We start from the raw sequence: 21,513 nt of genomic DNA on the forward strand, positions 1-21,513 counted from the left end.
ATCATCTTAAATGATCATTTGCTTCATATATATAAACAAATATATATAGAGCAAGTAGAAGAAAAAAACTTGATATTTCCAAAAATAAACTATCAACAATTATTCCTATTATACATACTGCCATTGAAGCAGCTATTCCAAAAAAGTAGATAGATAGTAGTTTAGAAATCTTATTATAATTATAATATCCTGGTTTCATATTTGCCAAGGCTCTGGATATATTATTATCTTTGCAAAATAAAAAATATAAGCCTAATACAAATGAAATTATTAAAATTATTATACATCTAAACATTTATGACCAACCCACAACATCCCAAACACTATAAGAAAACTCTTCTTCATATATTATCCTTCCCAAGACTGATGAAAAAACAGTTAAAACTAAAAAATATATTCTCTAATAGTTTTTTCAAACTATAGAATACAATTATATACTTTGAATCTTTGTATTGTCCATTATTTCACAATTATTTACATCTTCTATACAAAGGACTTTCTATTCCGTTCTTAAATATTTATATTGTAATTATATACATGACTGTTTTTTATGTCAATCTAATTTCATTTTTTTAATATAATTTAAAAAAAATCTAGTTTCTATGAATTGAGTTTACCCGATGACGATCCGGTCTATACCCTAAAAAAAGTTATGGAGGATTTAGATTTTTCCGGACTGTTAGCCAATTGTTCGGATAAGAGAAGAACAGGGTACAACCCGGTCTTGATGTATGCAGTTATTACTTATGCAAATATGCGAGGAATACGTACTATCGATTGTATTGTGGATTTATGTGAAAGAGATATTGCTTTTATCTGGCTTACTCAAGGGAGAAAGCCAAAACTTCAACAACTCTATAAAGAGCTTGAACATTGTGGACAGCGATTAATGCACTATAAAGAATACTTTGAGATTATGGGGAAAGGTAGAAACAGCTATTCCAAAACTGATTTGGAAGCAACCTTTATGCGAATGAAGGAAGATCATATGCTGAATGGGCAGCTAAAGCCTACATACAATGTGCAGATAGCAGTAGAGAATTATTTTATTGTACATTGTTATGTAAGTAATGAAGATCAATGAAGTATGGGAAGAGCTTAGAGAGACATCACATACTAACATACAGAGTGAAAAGGTATCTTAAAACGACAGACACGCTCTATTCAAACAGAAGGTCATTTTGGAGATATTAAAGAAAATGAAGATTTCCGACGCTTTAACTATCGTTCTTCAGATAAGGGGGGGTTATGCCCAAAAATAGACAGTATTATAGAAAAATAAAATATCCTGACAAAGTAACAAAGCCAAAACGCCTTGTATTTGTCAGGATATTTCTATTTCGCTCTGCGGGAAGTAAAATTACTTATTTCCCGACAGTCCCAATTGTATTTAAAGTATTTATTTCTTTTTCTTCTTATAATAAAGATATCCTGAAATTATTACGGCAGCCGCCGCTATGAAAGAAAGTATAATAATATATTTATTTATACTCTCAGTCCTAATCAGAACAATTTCTCCTTGTGGACTTTCTACTTTAAAGCTCAGATAAGATCCGACTTTAACTGTATCTGCTATTATAATTCCGTTTTCAGTCTTTATTCCTACAGCATTTGCCTTACAGTCTTCATTTAAAACTCTAAGCTCAATACCCTCATTCATATATCTTCCTTCAGGTATTATACTGTATTTATATGCCCTAATCACATCTTTATCTGGTACGTCTATCTCTTCCACTTGAATACTTGTCCCTTCATAGAATAATGCACTTGCAAGTAAAACCGGTTTACCGTTAATATTTGTATTTGCAGAGATATTTTTATTCCATCTTTCTTCAACCAAATATATGTTTATATTCCTCTTTATATTATTTAATTCCTTATTCTCCCAGTATGTATTATACCCCTCAACCTCCGGAGCCTTCGGAATATCGGCACCGCTGACATACGAATTATAAGCTACATTTATTGTCTTTATAATGTCATCTCCCACAAAGTAATTTACTCTTAAAGTTTTAAATCCTTCAGGAGTATTATTATCCTGCAAAAGTTCCTCATATGAGACAATACCTGCTTCGGAATTTAAAGTCATATCATTTATCGCTCCTACGCCTTCATCAACATATCTGTTTGAATTTACATAGGCGTCTTTTAAAACATCTCCGGCAATACTTCCAAATCTTCCGGAGTTGGTACTTACTACAGTACTCATTGCGGTATTTCCTGTCAAATCTTTTGCAATTCCGGCAATTCCTCCTATATAATCGCTTCCTTTTACATCCCCAAGCATATAAGAATCTTTAATAAGGTTCTTACTGTAACCGGCAATTCCTCCTATATAAGATCCGTTTTGTGAACTGACATCAGCAAAGTTTTTGTTTGAAATTACTGCCCCATAGTCGGCTTTTGCCACTATACCTCCTGCATAGTCATTTTTTACATTTATTTCGCCTTCATTTGTATTTGACTGTATCAGAGCATATACATTATTTGAAAAATTAAGAGATGTCTCTCCTCTTTTATCGACATTATCTTTAATATCTGTTTCCGTAATAATGCCATCCTCCGGATCTATGCCGACTCTACCTACAATTCCTGCAGTATTTATGTCACCGTTTATAATTGCTCTGTTTACGGAGTTTTCCAGTCTACCGTATGCATATTCCTTAGGTGGATTCACAGATACGTCAAAATAAATTTTTCCGTCATCAATTTTTTCTTTTAGCCTGTCTCCTCCATTTTGAATAGTGCCTCTTATATTGTCAATTTCATTCTTTACTCCGTCAACACTCCCCTTTATATCCTGTCTGCTGCTTCTTAAGTCCTGCCTGGCTTTATTTATCTCAGCTTCAAGCTCATCCTTTTTCCCGCTTACAGTGTCATAGGAATTATCAAGATTCTGTCTTAAATCACTTTTCTCATCATCCAGATAGTCAAGCAGCTCATTTGATTTTGAATACAAATCGTCAATTTCATGAGTAATTGCCTGAAAATCATCTGCAATATTGTCGGCACTTTCTTTTTTATCTTCAATATCACTTTTCATTCTTTTAGATATCTCATTGATATTTTTTATACCCGCAATAAGATTTTGAAGTTTGGTATTTCTGTCATTTATGATATCCTTATAACTTTCTCCATGCCTTAAATCTCCAACATTATCTCCTATATCTGAAACATCGGAGTTTATATTACCGGTTATACCCTTTATATCGTCTCTTTTTTCTTTCAACCCGTCATCAAATTTATCCGCCTCTTCAGTATGGAAATTTTTTCTTTCGTTTATACTGTCTTCAAGCTCATTTTTTTTGGAATCAATGCCGTCTACATTATTCTCCAATATGGTTGCATTTTTATCCACCTCGGCCTCAAAAGCATCCAATAACTTTGAGAGAGTTTCAGTCTGTCTTTCAAGACTGTCTATAGTATCCCCTTCATATGAAATCTCTATATAAGGCTTTAATAATCCGGCTATACCTCCTATATCCTTCCTGCCGTAAACTGAGGCTTCATTTATACAATTATTTAAAGCTCCTGTCTGTAAACCGACTATACCTCCGACTTTATATCCTATATGAGAATATCCTACCTTTTCACTGTTGGTACAATCTCTTATAATTCCGCTTGATACTCCTGCAATTCCGCCTATCATCTCCTGCTTTACATCATCCGTAACGGTATTCAAAGCGTTAATACTTGGTACACTTTTCATTTTATCATCATCAGGAAGTACACTCTCATTATCACCTGCAATTCTTCCAAGATTTTGTGAACCTACAATACTTCCCTTATTATATCCGCAGATACCTCCGACTATTTTTGTTCCGTCTACCACGGCATGATTTTTTGAGTTGATTATAAATCCGCTTTCATCATTTACACCTGCTATACCGCCTACTCTTTTATAAGCTGTTACATATCCGGCAAAGCTTACATTCTCTATAACACCTTTATTTGTTCCTACGACTCCTCCTACAAGTGTCTTTCCACCCTCAGGACTTATATTTCCTTCCACATGAAGGTTCTTAACGCTTCCCTTTGTTCCGAGTACACTTATAAGACCTGCACCTGTACTTTTTTCACTTACATTAAGTCCCTTTATTGTATATCCGCTGCCGTCAAGAGTTCCGGAGAATATCGCAACAGGCTTAAAATCCTTATCGGACAGATCAATGTCATTTGTTAAAACATAGGTCTTATTTAATGTAAAATTCTCAACAGTAGAACCTTTTGAAAGACTTATGAGTTCATCGGCACTGCTTATATTTATAACATCCTGTGTATTTTGCACAGAGTTAATATCGACATTTGCAGTCGCATATACCGGTAAAGCATTTCCGAATATTAAACTAAGACTCAGTAATAATGATATTTTCTTCTTCATCTTCTCTCTTATTCTCCTCCTCATTTATTTTTCTTGAAAACGATGTCTTGTCAATAATGAAATCAAAAGTATAAAGCAATACAGGCAACACCACCATTACCATTATCATAGAAATAACAACTCCTTTTCCAAGAGTTTTTCCAAGAGATGCAATGGTCGGATTTGATGTGATATTTCCTATTACAAATCCTGAAGCCGCCATAATACTTCCCGATGTGACTATTGTAGGGAAGGCCTCATTTAAAGTTCTTGAAATCACTTTCTTTCTGTCTGAAATCTCTTCTCTTAGAGCCAGATATCTGCTTGTGATAACAATTGCATAATCAATTGTCGCTCCCATCTGTATTGAACTTACTATCAAATAACTTAAGAAGAACATATTCTCACCCGTCAGATACGGCAAACTGAAGTTTATCCAGATACTTCCCTGTATGGTAAGTACCAATATAAAAGGCAATGCTGCATTTTGGAATGTAAAAAGTAATATAACACCAACCAAAAGTGCTGTTACAATACTGATTCTTAAATTGTCACCTCCAAATGATTTGCTGATATCATAGTCACTTGAACTGTCACCAACCACATATGCTTCATCATAATATTTCTTTGCTATTTCTTGCACATTATCAATATTGGTAAAGGTATCTTCACCTTCAAGAGGCTTATCCCATATAAGTAAAATTCTTGAATACTTCTCACTTTCCAGCTGTTTTCTTGCATCTGTTATGCTCTTATGTATATCTACTATATCGCTGATAGTATCCTCATCTATATCAAGACCTCCTTCTTCAATTTGGTCATATAAAAAGTCCACCATATTTATTATAGGTATTCTATAGCTGTCAATACTCTTCATAAATGCACCATACTGCTCATTCTTTAATGCATAGAATCTGTATGCCGCCTTTACAAGATCCACATCCACATCTGCAACCTCAGCCAGTTCCCTTGGATTCAAACTGTCTGTAAGTACATATTCGCCGTTATTACCTACTTCAATATTTGCAAGTCCTGTAACACTCTTTACTCCCTGAATATTTGAAACCTCTTTAAGCAATGCCGCCTCTCGCAAGTAGTCCTCCTTTGGAATAACTATCGCCATTATATTGCTTCTTCCAAACTGCTCCTCGATTTTTTCCTTCGCTTCAAGATATTCGGTCTTCTTATCCGACTCTATAGAATTTACATCAAATATATATCCGGTTTTACTTGAAAGTATAACTCCACCGACTGTAATAACTATAAATAAAGGAAGTATAATTCTTTTTAACTTTAAAATTCCGCTTCCAAATACTTCTATATTCGGTACAAAATTTTTATGCATTGATTTTTCAATCTGTTTTTCAAACATCATTATAAGTGCAGGCATAAATGCAAACACTGCCAGCATACTGAATATAATTGACTTAAGTAAAACTCTTCCAAGGTCCATACCTATCTGAAACTGCATTGTCATCAGTGCCACCATACCTGCCATAGTGGTAAGAGAACTTGATGATATCTCAGGTATAGCCTTTGCAAGTGCTTTTATAAGAGCATGCTTCGGCTTATAATACCTTCTTTCCTCCATAAATCTGTGGAAAAGTATTATTGCATAGTCAATGGCAAGCGCCAACTGCAATACTACACCTACAGCCTTTGTTACAAACGAAATTCTTCCGAATATAAAATTTGTACCTATATTCAGTACTATCGCTATTCCGAATGTAAGCATGAAAATCAGTATTTCCATATATGTTTGTGAGGTGAACAATAATACTGCAATTATTATGATTATTACAAGGACAAATATAACCTTCATATCCTTGTTCAAATCTTTGGCATCATCCTTATCAATGGTTGTATATACAACATTGTCATAGGGTGAAACCAAATCCCTTACCTTAACTATTGCATCCTGAACTAATTTTGAGCTTTCAACATCGTCAAAGCTTATTGTATACAGAGCGGAAAAATTTTTATAATAATCTTCTATATCCTTATTTTCATAATCCTTATCAGATTTATCATAAAAGTCCACTCTTGAAACTCCCTTGATATCCTCAATTTCCTTTGATACTTCAAGGGCTCTGTCATAATCAACATTATAAATCATTACTTTTGCCGTTCCGAAAGTCGTAAAGCTCTCATCCATAATATCAAGCCCCTGCTTTGTCTCGGAGGATTCCGGTAAATAATCCGATAATTTATCACTGACCTTCACCCATGATGAACTGAACACTCCGAATACTGCGGCAAGAATAAAAAATACAAGAAAAGCTTTTCTCTTATTCACTATAAATGAAGCAATCTTTTCAAACATCTTTCTCTCTCCTATTCTTTATATATATGTATATTTTTAGACATGTGACTATTATTCTGGTATTATAGTATATTCGAAAGCATTTTTCAACACCTGTTTATTATTTTTTAAACAAAAAAGTTGGGATCCATATCGAATCCCAACAAAAATTATTCTTTATTATTTTTTCTTTTTATTTGTATAATATGTGTCATCCATCGGTAATTTCGGTCTTAATTTGCCGTCTCTCTTGTAGTACGCGTTCTGTACTGCAGGTGCGGTAGGAATTGTTGCAATCTCACCGATACCCTTTGAACCGTATGCCACTCCAAGAAGTTCTTCCTTCTCAACATATATCGCCTCAATCTCAGGTATATCTGTAGCTCTCATAAGACCAAGTGTACCGAATTTTGACTTAGGTACACAATCCTGTAACTTAAAGTCCTCAGTAAGTGCATATCCGAGTGACATAAGCACTCCACCCTCTATCTGACCCTGGATGGAAATAGGGTTTACAACCTTTCCTGAGTCATGAGCCGCATAAACCTTCTTAACCTTACCGTCATCATCAAGTACAACAAGATGTGTTGCAAATCCGTATGCAACATGAGATTTAGGGAACGGTACGTCTGCTCCAAGCTTATCTGTAGGCTCAAAGTATTCTGCATAGTAGTCCTTGCCGTTAAGCTTATTTAAATCTCCGCCAACAGCATCAAGATCTTTCTTAAGTTCAAGTGAAACCCTTCTTATAGCCTCACCGCTTATAAGAGTCTGTCTTGATCCTGAAGTAGTACCTGAGTCAGGGTCAAATTCAGAGTTACATCCCATATTTTTAAACTTAGACTTAGGCAAGTTCAAAGTTTCCGCCGCCATCTGTATAAATATTGTTGCACAACCCTGACCGATATCTGAAGCACCGCAGTATATCTCTATAACACCGTCATTAACAACAAGTTTTGCACGTCCTGTATCAGGAAGTCCTACACCTACGCCGGCATTCTTCATAGCACATGCCAAACCTACATTCGGATAGTTCGCTTCATAAGCATCTTTTACAGCTTCCAATGTCTCTTTAAGAGCTGTTGAACAGTCTGCAATCTGTCCGTTAGGCAATACCTTGCCCGGCTCGATAGCATTTCTGTATCTAATTTCCCAAGGTGATATTCCAACCTTTTCTGCAAGCAAATCTATAACGGACTCAAGTGCAAACTCACTCTGGCACACTCCGAATCCTCTGAACGCACCTGCAGGAGGATTGTTTGTATAGTATCCATATCCTCTAATGTCATGATTCTGATAGCAATAAGGTCCTACAGCATGAGTACATGCACGCTCAAGTACAGGTCCGCAAAGAGATGCATAAGCTCCTGTATCAAAATAGATATCACAGTCAAGTCCGGTAAATATACCGTTTTCATCACATCCCAGAGTAAATGTACCATGCATAGCATGACGCTTCGGATGGAATGCGAGTGACTCGTCTCTGGTAAACTTAGCCTTTACAGTTCTTCCAAGCTTATATGCACAAAGTGCCGCTATATGCTGAACTGAAACGTCTTCTTTACCTCCGAATCCGCCACCTACAAGCTTGTTCTCAACGACAACCTTCTCAGGATCCCAGCCGAACATTATAGCTATCTCTTTTCTTGTATCGAATACACTCTGGTCTGTAGAGTAAACCTTTACACCGTCCTTATATGGAAGAGCTATTGCACACTCAGGCTCAAGGAATGCATGCTCTGTGAAAGGTGTATCAAAAGTCTCTGTAATTGTATACTTTGAATTTGCAATCGCTTCCTTGGCATCACCTCTTTTAACATGTCTTGACTGACATAGATTACCGTTAGGATGAACCTTAGGTGCGTTCTCCGCCTTAGCTTCGTCTATATTTCTTACAGGCTCCAAAACCTCATATTCAACCTTAACAAGAGCCTTAGCCTTTTTTAATATCTCTTCACTTTCAGCAACTACGATACAGATAGCATCACCCATGCATCTTGTGATATCGCCTTTTGCAATCATTACATCCCAGTCCTGCTGAATATGTCCTACCTTATTGTTCGGAACATCCTCAGCCATATAAACCGCAACAACTCCTTCAAACGCCAATGCCTCTGAAGCGTCGATATCAAGTACTCTTGCTCTAGGATACTTTGTTCTGACTGCTGAAGCATGGAGCATATTCTCAAGTTCCACGTCATCAACATACTCACCGATACCGAGAACCTTTTCTCTTACATCAATTCTGAATGCATTTGATCCTACACCGAAGTCATCACCCTTTTCAAGTTCTTCATCAATTTTCTTGTCGCCTCTAAGTATCTGAGCGGCAAGGTCGATACCCTCAATAATCTTCTTATATCCTGTACATCTACAGATATTTCCCTTTATCGCCTCTTTAATTTCGTCTTCTGTAGGATTAGGATTTCTGTCAATAAGAGCTTTACCTGACATTACCATACCCGGAATACAGAATCCGCACTGTACAGCACCTTTTGATCCGAATGCATATACAAATGCCTCTTTTTCAAAGTCACTTAATCCCTCAACTGAAACAATGTTCATTCCCTGTGCTCTTTTTGTAGTCATAACACAGGCTCTGGTAGCTTTTCCGTCAATTATAATAGTACAAGTACCGCAAGCTCCCTGACTACATCCGTCTTTTATAGATTTGAGCTTTAAATCGTCACGTAAAAATCTTAAAAGTGACACTTCTTTTTCAGTTTCAACCAATTTACCGTTAACTGTAAAACTGTACATCAAAATTCCCTCCACGATGTATTTATATGCCATTAAATACGTTGCTGATTTTATCTTTTTAAAATCGCGGCATATATGATTGTTTTGCAAATTTCGTTCGGCTTTATAACATTTAATTTCAGATTTTGAACTTAAGATATAAATGTTATTTTTACCAAAAAAAATTTTAGATATATCTTCCTTAAAGAAAATATCCCGTAATCTTATTCACTTTTTTCAACAATGTATTGTTGACATTATAGCATAATTTTTGGAATAAATAAACTTCTTTTTATTTATGTATTCGATAATAAGCAACATTTTGCCTTATTTTCTTAACGTTTGACTTGGTGATATACCAAAATATTTTTTATATAATCTACTGAAATAAAGCGGGTCACGATACCCCACATTTATAGCCGTTTCAGTAACGGATACCCCCGATAACAGTAGATTTACAGCCTTTCTTAGGCGTAATCTTATAAGATAATATATAGGTCTTATACGGTAAATCTTATTGAATGTATATAAAAAATGAGCCTTGTTCATACCTGCAATATCGGCCGGATCTTCAAGCATCAAATTTTTATTATAGGATTTTTCCATAAATTCCACGGCATTTTCCAGCTGTAATATTTCCTGATTTATCATAGAATAGCCGAATGAACTTAGAATAAGTTGTTGAGCAATAATACTGTTATGCACCTGATCGTCAAAACTTGCCCTCTCCACACTGCTTTTAGTTTCGACATCAATTATTCTTCCCAAAACCATGTCGGAATACAGTATTGATTATGAAAGAATTGTTTATGGCGGATATTCTCTTGGCGGTCTGGCTGCAGTATATTCTCTTTCAACTATTGATATACCGAGCATAGTATTTTCACTTTGTGGTTCATTCTGGTATCCGGATTTTATAAACTACTGCAAAGCTACCGATTTTAAAAATAAAAAAGCTTCCGTTTATTTACAAAACGGGAAACTTGAGGGGGATAAACATAATAATATTTTATAAAATGCACCGAAGACTGCTACAGATTTGCACAGTGTAATCAAAGAAAAGCTTGTGGGTGTTACATCTGTATTTGATAATTATGGACACCATGAAAACCTTGAAAGCAGATATAATAATCTGTGCAAATGGCTAAGTGAAAAACTTAAAGTTTAATACTAAAAACAGTAAACCGATTTGGCTTACTGTTTTTTAATTACTATACTCTTTTTATTTCAAATCTGAATGACTCGTACTCTTCCTTGATTCTTGGAATCAGCACTCCTCCGTTCATCCAAACTTTTCCTCTTCTTTTCTCGTCTGCTATCTCATAATAAGCACTGTCTTCAAGGCCTCTCGGATAAATATAAATATTTGACTCATTTGCCTCTACAGCTTGTACCACCGCACTTAAAAGTCCGAAGGATTTATCCTTTGAAAGAACCTCCCAAGCAGTTACTCTTGATTTATCATATGGACTTGTAATTCTATAGTAATCGCCTTCATGTATAATCTCATCATATTTCAGATAATCCTTAACCTGAGACTTCACCTGCTCCTGCTCTTTTTCAGATACCTTGTTTAAATCAAGCTCATATCCGAAAGTGCCTCCCATAGCTACAGTAGCTCTTGTTTCAAAAGGTGTTTTCCTTGTAGTTTGATGATTAGGTGATGCGGATACATGTGCACCTGCACTTCCAATAGGATATGCAAATGAACTTCCGTACTGTATTTTCAATCTTTCAATAGCATCGGTATCATCACTTAACCAGATTTGAGGATGGTAGTAAAGCATACCGAGATCATATCTTCCGCCACCGCCTGAACATCCTTCAAACAAAATATTAGGATACTTCTTTGTAAGTTCATCAAGTAATTCATAAAGTCCAAGTACATATCTGTAGTGGAACTCTCCCATACTCTTTGCTGAAAGATTAGCAGAATATACCGCAGACAAACTTCTGTTCATATCCCATTTGATATACTCAATATTGGCATTATCAAGGATCTTTACCATCATATCTTTAATATAATCTCTGACGTCTTTTCTGGTAAAGTCAAGAATAAACTGTTCTCTGCCCTTTACTCCTTTTCTGTTCGGTACTCTGATCATAAAATCCGGATGCTCTCTGTAAAGTCTTGTATCCTCATTTATCATCTCAGGCTCAAACCAGATACCGAATTTCATATCAATTGCATTGATACGGTCAACCAATTCCTTTAATGATGAACCGAGTTTCTCCTCGTTTACATACCAGTCACCGAGCCCTCTAAAGTCATCATATCTTTCACCAAACCATCCGTCATCCATAACCAAGAGCTCTATTCCAAGACTCTTTGCCTTTGATGCGATATCAAAGATTTTATCTGCATTAAAGTCAAAATATGTAGCTTCCCAGTTATTTATAAGTATCGGCCTGTGCTTATGTACAAACTCACCCTGCTGCAAATTTTGTCTTACAGCATCGTGGAATGAATGTGTCATTTTCTCAAATCCTGCATTTGAATATGTAAATGCAACCTCAGGAAGCACAAGTTCTTCACCTGCATTCAAAATATATTCAAACTGCTCAGGATGAAGTCCTACAACAAGCCTTGTCTGATTTACCTGATCTATTTCAGCCTCGATTACAAATGAACCGCTATATACAAATGCAACACCCACACATTCACCGAAAGTTTCTGTAGCATCCTTTTTTGCAAGAATTGCAAAAGGATTTTGCTGGTGACTTGATGTGCCGCGCTTACTTTCAAGTACAAGCTTTCCATGAGCCAAAGGGCTTCTCTCAAACTCTCTTTCCATAGCATGCTTTCCATGGAAATGTATAAGATCAAAGTCACCGTCCACCATATCTATACATGCTGAAAGTGCCTTTTCTATTTTGAGTTCATTTACTGATGTATTTACTATTCTTACAGCTCTTGTGATAATATCATATTTTTCCAGTACACCATATAAAAGCTCTACTCTTACTCCGCTTACCTTATCTATAAGGTTTACTTTAAGACTCTCACCCTCTTCTTCATTCCAGAAAAAAGCCGGAAGTCCTTGCAAATCATATTTTCCCTTTTTGATTTCACATGAGTCATATTTTAATTCCACTACATTTGTACCGTCAGGATTTATTACCTGAATGCAGTCGACTCTGTAATCTCCGTTTCCAAAAGTAGGATATTCCTGTGGATATACATCCAAAGAATAGCTTCTATCCGGTGTTTCATACGGATTTCCGCTAAAACCTCTGTCTATACTGCTGATTCTATAGGACATATCGTCACTGTCTTCTATTCTTTCACCATACCATGTATGGAAGAGATAACCTAAATCATCAAACTTCATCTGATATGATGTATTCTTTGTTGAAAGAGTAATTAAATTACCGTTTAATTTAATAGACATAATAACCTCTTAATATTATAATTTTCCACCTGATGTCGCTATACCTTCTACAAACTGCTTTTGGAATATCAGATATAGAATTATCATAGGAATACAAGCAAGTAGTGATGCTGCCATCAACTGTGGATAGTTATTTGTATACTGTCCCTGCATTTTGGCAAGTGCAGCTGAAAGCGGCATAACATTCTTATTTACAATCATAGGCCACATAAGGTCCTTGTAAGCAAAAACCGCTGTAAAGATACCGAGTGCAATCATTCCCGAACGCACAAGCGGCATCATAATAAGCAAAAATGTCTGTCCGATATTACATCCGTCTATTCTTGCCGCTTCTTCCAAATCTCTAGGCAAAGACATAAATGTCTGCCTCAGAAGAAATGTTCCAAAAGCCGATACAAGTCCAGGGAATATAAGGGCAAATATTGTATCAAGCATTCCAAGCTTACTTACCATAAGGTACTGAGGAATAATAAATATCTGACTTGGAACCATCATTTGGAAAAGTACCAGTCCGAAGCACACAGTTTTTCCCGGAAAATCGAGTCTTGCCAATGCATAACCTGCTATAGTGGATGTCATCACCGCAAAAAATACTCTTCCGACTATAAGCAATAATGTGTTCAGATATAATTTCATAAAGTCCATATTGCCTATAACTTCTGTGAAATTTGAAGTTATCCATTTTGCAGGAAATATAGTAAACGGATTCACAGATGTGGACTCTGTTACCGTTTTAAAAGCTGTAAGTGCCATCCATGCAAAGGGTACGATCATAGTTATGGATACCATGATAAGTATCACATGAATTAAAAGTTTATTTAATTTCATATCTCCTCCTAATTATAATGAACCCATTTTTTCTGTGCCAACATCTGCAATATGGTGATAATAATGATAATTAACAATAAAATTACCACAACTGCCGCTCCCATTCCCTTATCCTGATTTCTGAAAGTATACTGATAGAATAAGAATACTAAAGACCGAGTCCTTGGCAGTGCAGGATTATCTCTGTCCATTACCATGTATATAAGGTCAAATACCATGAATCCGCCTATTACTCTTGTAATACTTACAAAGAATATAGTAGGTGAAAGTAAAGGTATAGTAATATTAAAGAACTGATGTATTCCACTTGCACCGTCAAGACTTGATGCCTCGTAGTAGTCACTTGGTATTTCCTGCAATCCCGAGATAAAAAGTATCATATTATAACCGATTATTGACCATATACCTATTATGGCAATAGAATATACAGCCAGATTAGGGTCTGATATCCAGTTTACTTTCAAATGGAAAATATTATTTATAAGACCGAACTCGGAATTGTAAAGCCATCTCCATACCATTGCCACTGCAGCAGGTGCAGCAACCATCGGAAGGAAGAAAACGGTACGATAAATACCTCTTCCCTTTATTTTTCCGTTTAAGAATACTGCCAGTACCAAAGCTATAGCTATAGAAAAAGGCACTTCAACTATTGCATATTTGAAGGTATTTATAATTGCCTGCCATATCTCGGTCCCTTTGAAAAGTTTTATATAATTTCCGAATCCTACAAATTTATTTCCCTTTCCAAAATCTCCTGTTTTGAAAAAGCTTTGATATATCGTTCTAAATGTAGGGTAAATATTGAGTACCAATAGTCCTAAGACTGTCGGAAACATAAAAGCCCATCCCCATCTTAACTCACTCTTTTGTCTTGGTGTCATTCTACTTTTATTCATATATTCTCCTTATGACAAAGAGCCGCTACAAAATGTAGCAGCTCCGGGTAAATGCATCAATTATTCCTGTGACAACAGTTCATTCATATCGGATGCAGCCTTCTTACATGCCTCATCTATACTTACCTTATTGCTCCAAGCCTCTACAAGATTTGCTGTGTTCTTGTTTTCCCAAACTACTGTTGCTCTTGAGTGTGGTCTGATTACAAGGTCACTGTCATTTAACATTGTTAAGTATGCTTGAAGGTTGAACTTATCTGTATTGTTTTTCCACAAATCAGATACACCCTCATATGCCGCCATTGTTACACCAAGCTTTGCCTGCTTTTCCTGATTATCCTTTGTTGAAAACCACTCGATAAGCTTCCATGCAGCCTCAGGATTCTTTGTACCGGCATTTGCAGCCCATCCAAGACCGTTATAAAGGCTGACTCTCTTACCTGTAGTTGCATCCTTTGGAAGTACAGCTACATCACAATTTGCAACAAGATACTCATTCTCCTTAAACGGCGCAACCATCCATGAACCCTGTGGGAGCATAGCGATTTTACCTGACTGTAAGAGTACATCTGTACCTGTCTCAGACATTACGGTAGCATCAGGCATAGCATCTTTTCTGAGCTTATCAACAAACTCCATTGCCTTTAATGTATTAGGGTCATCCATCCCTGATTTTTTCTTATCATCTGAAATAACCTTGCCACCCATTGAATATACTATATTGTACCAACCGTCCTGGTTGTTTGAAGGATTCATAGCTGTACCGAACTGGCTTCCGTCAGGCTTTGTAAGCTTTACAGCCGCATCATAGTAATCATCCCATGTCCAGTTCTCATCAGGATATGCAAGACCTGCCTCATCAAACATAGTCTTATTGTACCAAAGCGCTATTGTATCCACATCCTTAGGTATTGCGTAGGTCTTACCGTCATTTACATATAATTCCTTAACATCCTCAGGGAATTTATCCATCTCAAGCTTGTCGCTTGCCTTAATTCTTTCGGTAAGATCCATAAGGATACCGTTTTCCATATATTTTTGTGACTCATTTGAGTGCATCCAGAATACATCCGGCATATCTCCGCCTGAAGCACCTGCCTCAAGTAATGTCCAATATGAGTCCCATGTGATTACCTGAAGATCTACCTGATATCCTGTTTCTGCAGTGAAATCATTTATAATTTCCTGTAATCCGGGCTTTTGTCCGTTATCCCATATAGCCACTGTTATCTTTCCGCCGTCAGCGCTTCCTTGTGAGCTGTCTGCCGCTGCAGATGATTTATCGGCTCCGCCTGATGATCCGCCACAAGCTGCCAAAGATAATACCATCATTGAAGATAGTACTAAACCAAGTAATTTTTTCTTAATCATTTTAAGTCCTCCCTTAAATTTCATGGTCTTATAATAATATAATTATTTTTGGCCTGCATTTCAAAATGTTATATAAATTTGTCAATTTGTAATTAGTTTCAAAGTCTTTGTTTATTTTTATCCCTTTAAAGCGCATTTATATGTACTTTTAATTTTTATACTATATCCACTGATTGTTATTTCGTTAACCAATTATAATTTTGAATGTATTTACGTAAATTCTTTATTGCAATTAAAACTTCAACAAAATAAAATATACCTTATGAGTATATTTTCAATATGTATTTATATTAAAATGGAGAATTATGAAAGGTATAAATTTTAAACTGTTTAACGATCAGACATTCTCTGATTGCTTTATAAATTTTGTAGGTCATGAAGAATGCAGTCCGGGACATAGATTCGGCCCGGCTATAAGACCCTGCTATATAATACATTTTATATTAAGCGGTAAGGGTAAGTTTTTTTGTTCGGATGTAGAGTATGATTTAGGTGAAAATCAGGCTTTTTTAATAGAGCCCAGCGCAATGACTTTTTACCAGGCTGATTTTGAAGATCCTTGGCATTATCTTTGGGTCGCATTTAAAGGTGATAAAGCCGTAGAAATAATGAAACGTATAGGAATAAGCTCCGATAACCCTATTTTAACCGGTAACAGAGAAAAAATAATAGCTATTACAGAAGCAATACTTGATACTGATTCAAGCGGATTTAAAGAGGAATTAAAGAGACAGTCACTTTTATATGAGTTTTTAAGCGATATATGTCCGGATACAATGTATTCGGAATCTTTAAGCCAATCTACAGAGCTTAGGAACAATAATTATCTTGTAAGAGCAGTAGAATTTATTCAGAATAATTTCTACAATCAGATAGGTGTTACCGATGTTTCCTCTCATTTAGGTATAAGCAGAAATTATCTTTTTACACTTTTTAAAAATGCAATGGGACATTCACCATCTGAATACCTGACATATTGTAAACTTAACAGAGCCTGCCACATGCTTGATGACTCCGCTCTGTCTGTAGAAAATGTCGCATATTCTTGCGGCTATGATTCTCTGTCTGTTTTTTCAAAGGCCTTCAAACATAAATACGGTCTGACACCTTCAGTATACAGAAAATTAAAATATGAAAATGATAAAATGTCGGATCTTGAGTTTAACAGATTTATAAAAAATATGGATAAAAAAGCAAAAAATAGCCCGGACTTTTAAATCCGGGCTGTCTTTTAATCTATATAAATTTATCCTAACTGGTTTAATCTGCTGATAAGCTCGTTTACATCTATACCATGTACCATAGCGGCCTCTGCAAGTGACTCCATCTGTGATGAAGGGCATCCGAGGCAGTGCATACCGATATCCATAAGAACGCTTGCTGCAGTAGGGTTCTCAGCGAGTACCTCACCGATAAGCATATCAGGGCTGTACTTTCCGTCAGCAACTTCCTTCTCAACCTTTCCGAAGAAAAGCTCAATATCATCCTCAACTGTTCCGATACCTGCAATACCGAAGTTCTCAACCAATACCTTAGCTACATTTGGTGAGAGGAATCCCGGAAGTGTAGGTCCGAGGTGAATATTCTTCACTCCTAAGTATAAAAGCGCAAGTAAAACGATAACTGCCTTCTGCTCATACCATGCAATATTGAACTCAAGCGGAAGATCATTGATATCATCAAGTCCGAATACTTCCTTAAGCTTAAGTGCGATAACTGCCAATGAATAAGAGTCATTACACTGACCTGCATCAAGAACTCTCGGAATACCACCGATATCTCCAAGGTCAAGCTTATTGTACTTGTACTTAGCACATCCTGCTGTAAGGATAACGGCATCCTTTGGAAGAGCCTTAGCAAAATCTGTATAGTAGTTTCTTGCCTTTGAACGACCGTCACAACCTGCCATTACAACGAACTTTGAAATAGCACCTGTTTTAACAGCATCTACTACCTTATCTGCAAGTGCAAGAACCTGTGCATGTGCAAAACCACCTACAATATTTCCGCTCTCGATCTCAGTTGGAGGTGCACATTTTTTAGCCTGCTCGATGATTTCTGAGAAATCCTTCTCCTCACCGATATCACCTGCGATATGCTTACATCCCGGATAACCTGCTGAACCTGTTGTATAAAGTCTGTCGATATAGCTTGCCTTAGGCGGTACGATACAGTTTGTAGTCATAAGGATCGGTCCGTTAAAACTCTCAAACTCTTCTTTCTGCTTCCACCATGCATTACCGTAGTTACCCTTAAGGTTTGAATACTTCTTAAGTTCAGGATAATACTGACCTGCAAGCATCTCTGAGTGAGTATAAACATCCACTCCTGTTCCCTGTGTCTGCTTTAAAAGCATCTCAAGGTCTCTTAAGTCATGTCCTGAAACAAGAATACCCGGATTTGTACCTACACCGATATCAACTGTTGTAATCTCAGGGTTACCGTAAGCTGTTGTGTTTGCCTTGTCAAGCAAAGCCATTCCGTTTACACCATACTTACCTGTCTCAAGTGTAAGTGCTACAAGCTCATCTACACCGAGAGTATCATCAAGTGTTGCAGCCAATGCTCTCTGTAAGAATGCGTCTACCTCACCGTCATCCTGTAAAAGTGCATTTGCATGCTTTGAATATGCTGAAAGTCCCTTAAGACCGTATATAATAAGCTCTCTAAGGCTTCTGATGTCCTCGTTTTCTGTTGCAAGCACACCTACTGTAGCAGCCTTTGTAAGATACTCGCTCTCATCATATGACTCCCAGAAAGCTGCCTCAGGCAAGAACTCAGGCTGTGAAACCTCTGCAAGAAGTTCCTTCTTAACATCCAATGTTCTCTTGATTCTTGCGATAATAGCATCATTGTCAAAGTTTGCATTTGTAATAGTTATAAAAAGGTTTAATGTAATAAGGTGGTTTACTTCCTTGCTTACTTCCTTTCCTTCTGCACGAAGTCTTGTTGTAACTGCTGATATGCCCTTACTTACATATATAAGTAAATCCTGCATATTTGCAACTTCAGGCTTCTTACCACATACACCTACCTGTGTACATCCTGTATTACCCGCTGTCTCTTGACACTGATAACAAAACATTTTGTTTTCCATTTGTACCTCCTCTTACTATGACTGTTCTACAGTCTATGAGCAATCTGTCTCTACAGATTTAAGTTTATTTTTCTCTTGCATCTTGTGCATGAGTGTATATTAACAGAAAGGAAATCTAAAAACTGTAACCTTAGTTACCGAGCAATGTTTTTTTTTAAAGACTTTTCAGTCCTTCCAGATTTTTTACTATAAGGTCTTTTCTCACAACCTTTATATAACCGTCTTCCTGCATTTTCATAAGTTCTCTTGAGAGTGAAGGCCTTGCAGCATTTAAAAAGTCCGCAAACTCTTCTCTACTCATCTTTAAAGTAACTCTGTCTCTGTCATTCATATTCTGCAATATAAATCTGGCAATCTTCTGCTTCAATGTTGAGCATGACAGTACCTGTAATCTGTTATTTAAATAGTATGTTCTCTCCGCAAATATTGTAAGCAAATTTGAGAGCATTTTATTTTGAAGTGCTGACGGCTTATCTCCAAGTCTTGTAAGATACTCCTTTGGTATCTCTAAAATCTTACTTGGCGCACTTGCACATGCATAATTGGCATATTCATCATAGTTTAAAAATAAAAAAACCTCTCCAAAAAGCTCTCCCGGGTTTGAAAACATTCCCAATATACTTCTTTTTCCGTTCACAGAGTCATTGCCTACCGACACACTACCCTCAACCAACATTGTAATATATCTGGGCTTATCTCCCTGATTGAAAATCATTTCGCCTTTTCTAAAGCCCACAATATCTGCTTTTGCCTCTTTTAAGCAAAGCTCTATTTCCTCTTTAGTCATTCCCCTAAAGAGTGGGGACTGTGTATAACTTCCTGACATATATCTCCTTCAAGCGTCATACCCGCACGCAATCTTTTTCTAGATTCTTGCATAATTCCGTCAATATAATTCAGTTGCACTAAAACTTCTTTTTCTTCTGCCGTTGTTTCGATTATCTTATCAATCCCGCCGTTTTTTATAACAATTCTCTTATCCGCCATCAATGCCAAAAGGGGATCATGAGTAGCCATAAGGACTATCTTATCCTGTGAAATCAAAAGGTCTAAAGCCTTTTTTCTATCTATTCCGGCATTTTCAATTTCATCAATCAAAACGATGGGTGAAGAACTTAACACTGCCGTATCGGCAATCATAAGAGCTCTGGACTGACCTCCGCTTAGAGCTGTAACTGCTGTCTCGGGGGCAAAGCATTCTCCGGCAAGTTTATTTGCTTCATAAAGGATCTTCTCAACCACAGTCTCAATATCCTCCACCATTCTGCTTTCCGCATGCATGGTTATAAATTCACGAGCTGTAAGATCCATAACAAAGTTCATATTTTGTGACAATTGTGCAACTAATTTATTATTTGTAGAATATCGCCATTTCGGATCCGGCTTTTTACCATTTATATATATGGTTCTACCGGTAGGGGTATCATTTTGTGCTGCCCATTCAATGTCAGCCAACAATCTACTCTTTCCGGATCCTGTAGGTCCAACTATAGACACAATTTGTGAAGAAAAAATGTCAAATTTTTCACAATTCTCTCTTTCTCCACTTTTGTTATGACCTGGAAAAATAGTTAAACTTCCTATTTTTTCTTTACTATCACCAAGGAATTGTAGCATTTGCTTGATGAATGTGTCAAGCTGGATTTTTAATTCTTCCTTATTTATTGCTGTTTCTTCAAGTTCTTCTTCGGTAAATCCATCCAAAAAATCAGAAAAAGTTGCATCCAAACTTTTAGTGATATCAAAGCCTGCGCTCTCAAAGAAATCTGTCGCAAAAGGATATTTTTCCAGTAACTCTTTTAATTTTATTTCACTCATTTATTTGCCTCCCATTGCATCTTCTTAGTATTACCTAATTGGTAATCTTCTCCTATTCTGGTTTCTCCCAGACAATAAGAACACATTGCCGAAGGCATTGCAAACCTGAGCTTCATTCCCTGTACCGACTCAATATTTACTTCATTGTCATATATTAATGTAGACAACTCGAATGCACCCTGACCGCTGAGTCCGTTTACATTCATTACTATGGCTCTCGGATTTACCGCACTTACTCTGCCGCTGAATACTTCTCTCTCCGCCTGACTTACTATATCGCCCTTTGTTATGACTACTATATCCGCAGCTTTTAACATAGGTCCTATTTTTTTAGGTGTATTTATACCTGAGAGATTATCTATTACACATACACCTTTTATATCTGTAATATAAGGTGAACAACGATTACAAAGTCCTGCAGACTCTGTAATAAGCAGATCCAGACCTTGTTCCCTTCCCCATTTCACAACGTCTTCAATATTTGATGCAAAGAAATGATCGGGACAAAGTCCTCCCGAAAGTCCTTTCTTTACAGGAATGTTTGCCTTTTCATATATGATATCGTCATCGGTATATAAGCAGTCAAACTTTACAACTCCCGCCTTTATACCTCTATCCTTCATTGCTTCAATAGTTTTTAAAATAACAGAGGTCTTTCCCGACGAAGGAGGACCTGAAAATATAACTAAATTCATATATTAATCTCT

General features: G+C 36.5%; 16 protein-coding genes. 4 read left to right on the plus strand and 12 right to left on the minus strand.

Annotation, left to right across the window (positions count from 1 at the left end):
• Positions 1-652 precede the first annotated feature (652 nt).
• Both EHV10_RS15070 and EHV10_RS15465 read left to right on the plus strand, forming a co-directional pair.
• Positions 653-1,084 (plus strand): hypothetical protein, encoded by a 432-nt coding sequence (locus EHV10_RS15070; protein WP_243116157.1) that lies wholly within the window; start codon positions 653-655, stop codon positions 1,082-1,084.
• A gap of 78 nt (positions 1,085-1,162) precedes the next feature.
• Positions 1,163-1,282, plus strand: coding sequence for a hypothetical protein (locus EHV10_RS15465; RefSeq protein ID WP_334295168.1), 120 nt, complete (start codon positions 1,163-1,165; stop codon positions 1,280-1,282).
• Positions 1,283-1,399: 117 nt separating this feature from the next.
• Here EHV10_RS15465 and EHV10_RS14325 read toward each other — a convergent pair whose 3' ends face one another.
• From EHV10_RS14325 to EHV10_RS14340, 4 genes are all read right to left on the minus strand, one after another.
• Complete coding sequence (locus EHV10_RS14325; protein WP_128675237.1) at positions 1,400-4,381, minus strand: coiled-coil domain-containing protein; 2,982 nt, start codon at positions 4,379-4,381, stop codon at positions 1,400-1,402.
• Complete coding sequence (locus tag EHV10_RS14330; RefSeq protein ID WP_128675238.1) at positions 4,347-6,683, minus strand: efflux RND transporter permease subunit; 2,337 nt, start codon at positions 6,681-6,683, stop codon at positions 4,347-4,349. Before EHV10_RS14330 ends, EHV10_RS14325 begins: the two co-directional genes overlap by 35 nt.
• Positions 6,684-6,842: 159 nt before the next feature.
• A complete protein-coding gene (gene xdh / locus EHV10_RS14335) occupies positions 6,843-9,422 on the minus strand; it encodes a selenium-dependent xanthine dehydrogenase (protein ID WP_128675239.1) in 2,580 nt (859 codons plus the stop codon).
• Positions 9,423-9,728: 306 nt separating this feature from the next.
• A complete protein-coding gene (locus EHV10_RS14340; protein WP_243116155.1) occupies positions 9,729-10,169 on the minus strand; it encodes a helix-turn-helix transcriptional regulator in 441 nt (146 codons plus the stop codon).
• Positions 10,170-10,173: 4 nt separating this feature from the next.
• On the opposite strand from EHV10_RS14340, the gene EHV10_RS15075 reads away from it, so the two are divergent.
• Complete coding sequence (locus EHV10_RS15075) at positions 10,174-10,416, plus strand: hypothetical protein (protein ID WP_243116156.1); 243 nt, start codon at positions 10,174-10,176, stop codon at positions 10,414-10,416.
• A 196-nt stretch (positions 10,417-10,612) separates the two neighbouring features.
• Here the strand turns inward: EHV10_RS15075 and EHV10_RS14350 are convergent, their stop codons facing one another.
• Genes EHV10_RS14350 through EHV10_RS14365 form a run of 4 tightly spaced genes read right to left on the minus strand, consistent with a single transcriptional unit; the run spans position 10,613 to position 15,891 of the window.
• Complete coding sequence (locus EHV10_RS14350) at positions 10,613-12,793, minus strand: alpha-galactosidase (protein WP_128675240.1); 2,181 nt, start codon at positions 12,791-12,793, stop codon at positions 10,613-10,615.
• A gap of 15 nt (positions 12,794-12,808) precedes the next feature.
• Positions 12,809-13,621, minus strand: coding sequence for a carbohydrate ABC transporter permease (locus tag EHV10_RS14355; protein WP_128675241.1), 813 nt, complete (start codon positions 13,619-13,621; stop codon positions 12,809-12,811).
• Positions 13,622-13,629: 8 nt separating this feature from the next.
• Positions 13,630-14,520 carry a carbohydrate ABC transporter permease gene (locus EHV10_RS14360; RefSeq protein ID WP_128675242.1) on the minus strand — a complete coding sequence of 297 codons (891 nt, stop codon included), beginning with the start codon at positions 14,518-14,520 and terminating at the stop codon, positions 13,630-13,632.
• A gap of 60 nt (positions 14,521-14,580) precedes the next feature.
• Complete coding sequence (locus tag EHV10_RS14365) at positions 14,581-15,891, minus strand: ABC transporter substrate-binding protein (protein ID WP_128675243.1); 1,311 nt, start codon at positions 15,889-15,891, stop codon at positions 14,581-14,583.
• Positions 15,892-16,196: 305 nt separating this feature from the next.
• Here EHV10_RS14365 and EHV10_RS14370 point away from each other — a divergent pair, with 305 nt between their 5' ends.
• Positions 16,197-17,108, plus strand: a complete 912-nt coding sequence (locus tag EHV10_RS14370; RefSeq protein WP_128675244.1) for an AraC family transcriptional regulator — start codon at positions 16,197-16,199, stop codon at positions 17,106-17,108.
• A gap of 29 nt (positions 17,109-17,137) precedes the next feature.
• Here the strand turns inward: EHV10_RS14370 and hcp are convergent, their stop codons facing one another.
• The 4 genes from hcp to EHV10_RS14390 all read right to left on the minus strand — a co-directional run bounded on the left by hcp (position 17,138) and on the right by EHV10_RS14390 (position 21,501).
• Positions 17,138-18,988, minus strand: a complete 1,851-nt coding sequence (gene hcp / locus EHV10_RS14375) for a hydroxylamine reductase (protein WP_128675245.1) — start codon at positions 18,986-18,988, stop codon at positions 17,138-17,140.
• 154 nt (positions 18,989-19,142) lie between these two features.
• A complete protein-coding gene (locus EHV10_RS14380) occupies positions 19,143-19,814 on the minus strand; it encodes a Crp/Fnr family transcriptional regulator (protein WP_128675246.1) in 672 nt (223 codons plus the stop codon).
• Positions 19,772-20,806, minus strand: a complete 1,035-nt coding sequence (locus EHV10_RS14385; protein WP_128675247.1) for an ATP-binding cassette domain-containing protein — start codon at positions 20,804-20,806, stop codon at positions 19,772-19,774. Before EHV10_RS14385 ends, EHV10_RS14380 begins: the two co-directional genes overlap by 43 nt.
• Complete coding sequence (locus tag EHV10_RS14390; RefSeq protein WP_128675248.1) at positions 20,803-21,501, minus strand: GTP-binding protein; 699 nt, start codon at positions 21,499-21,501, stop codon at positions 20,803-20,805. Before EHV10_RS14390 ends, EHV10_RS14385 begins: the two co-directional genes overlap by 4 nt.
• Between the last annotated feature and the right edge of the window lie 12 nt (positions 21,502-21,513).

Source organism: Lachnoanaerobaculum gingivalis, assembly GCF_003862475.1.
Lineage (GTDB): Bacteria > Bacillota > Clostridia > Lachnospirales > Lachnospiraceae > Lachnoanaerobaculum > Lachnoanaerobaculum gingivalis.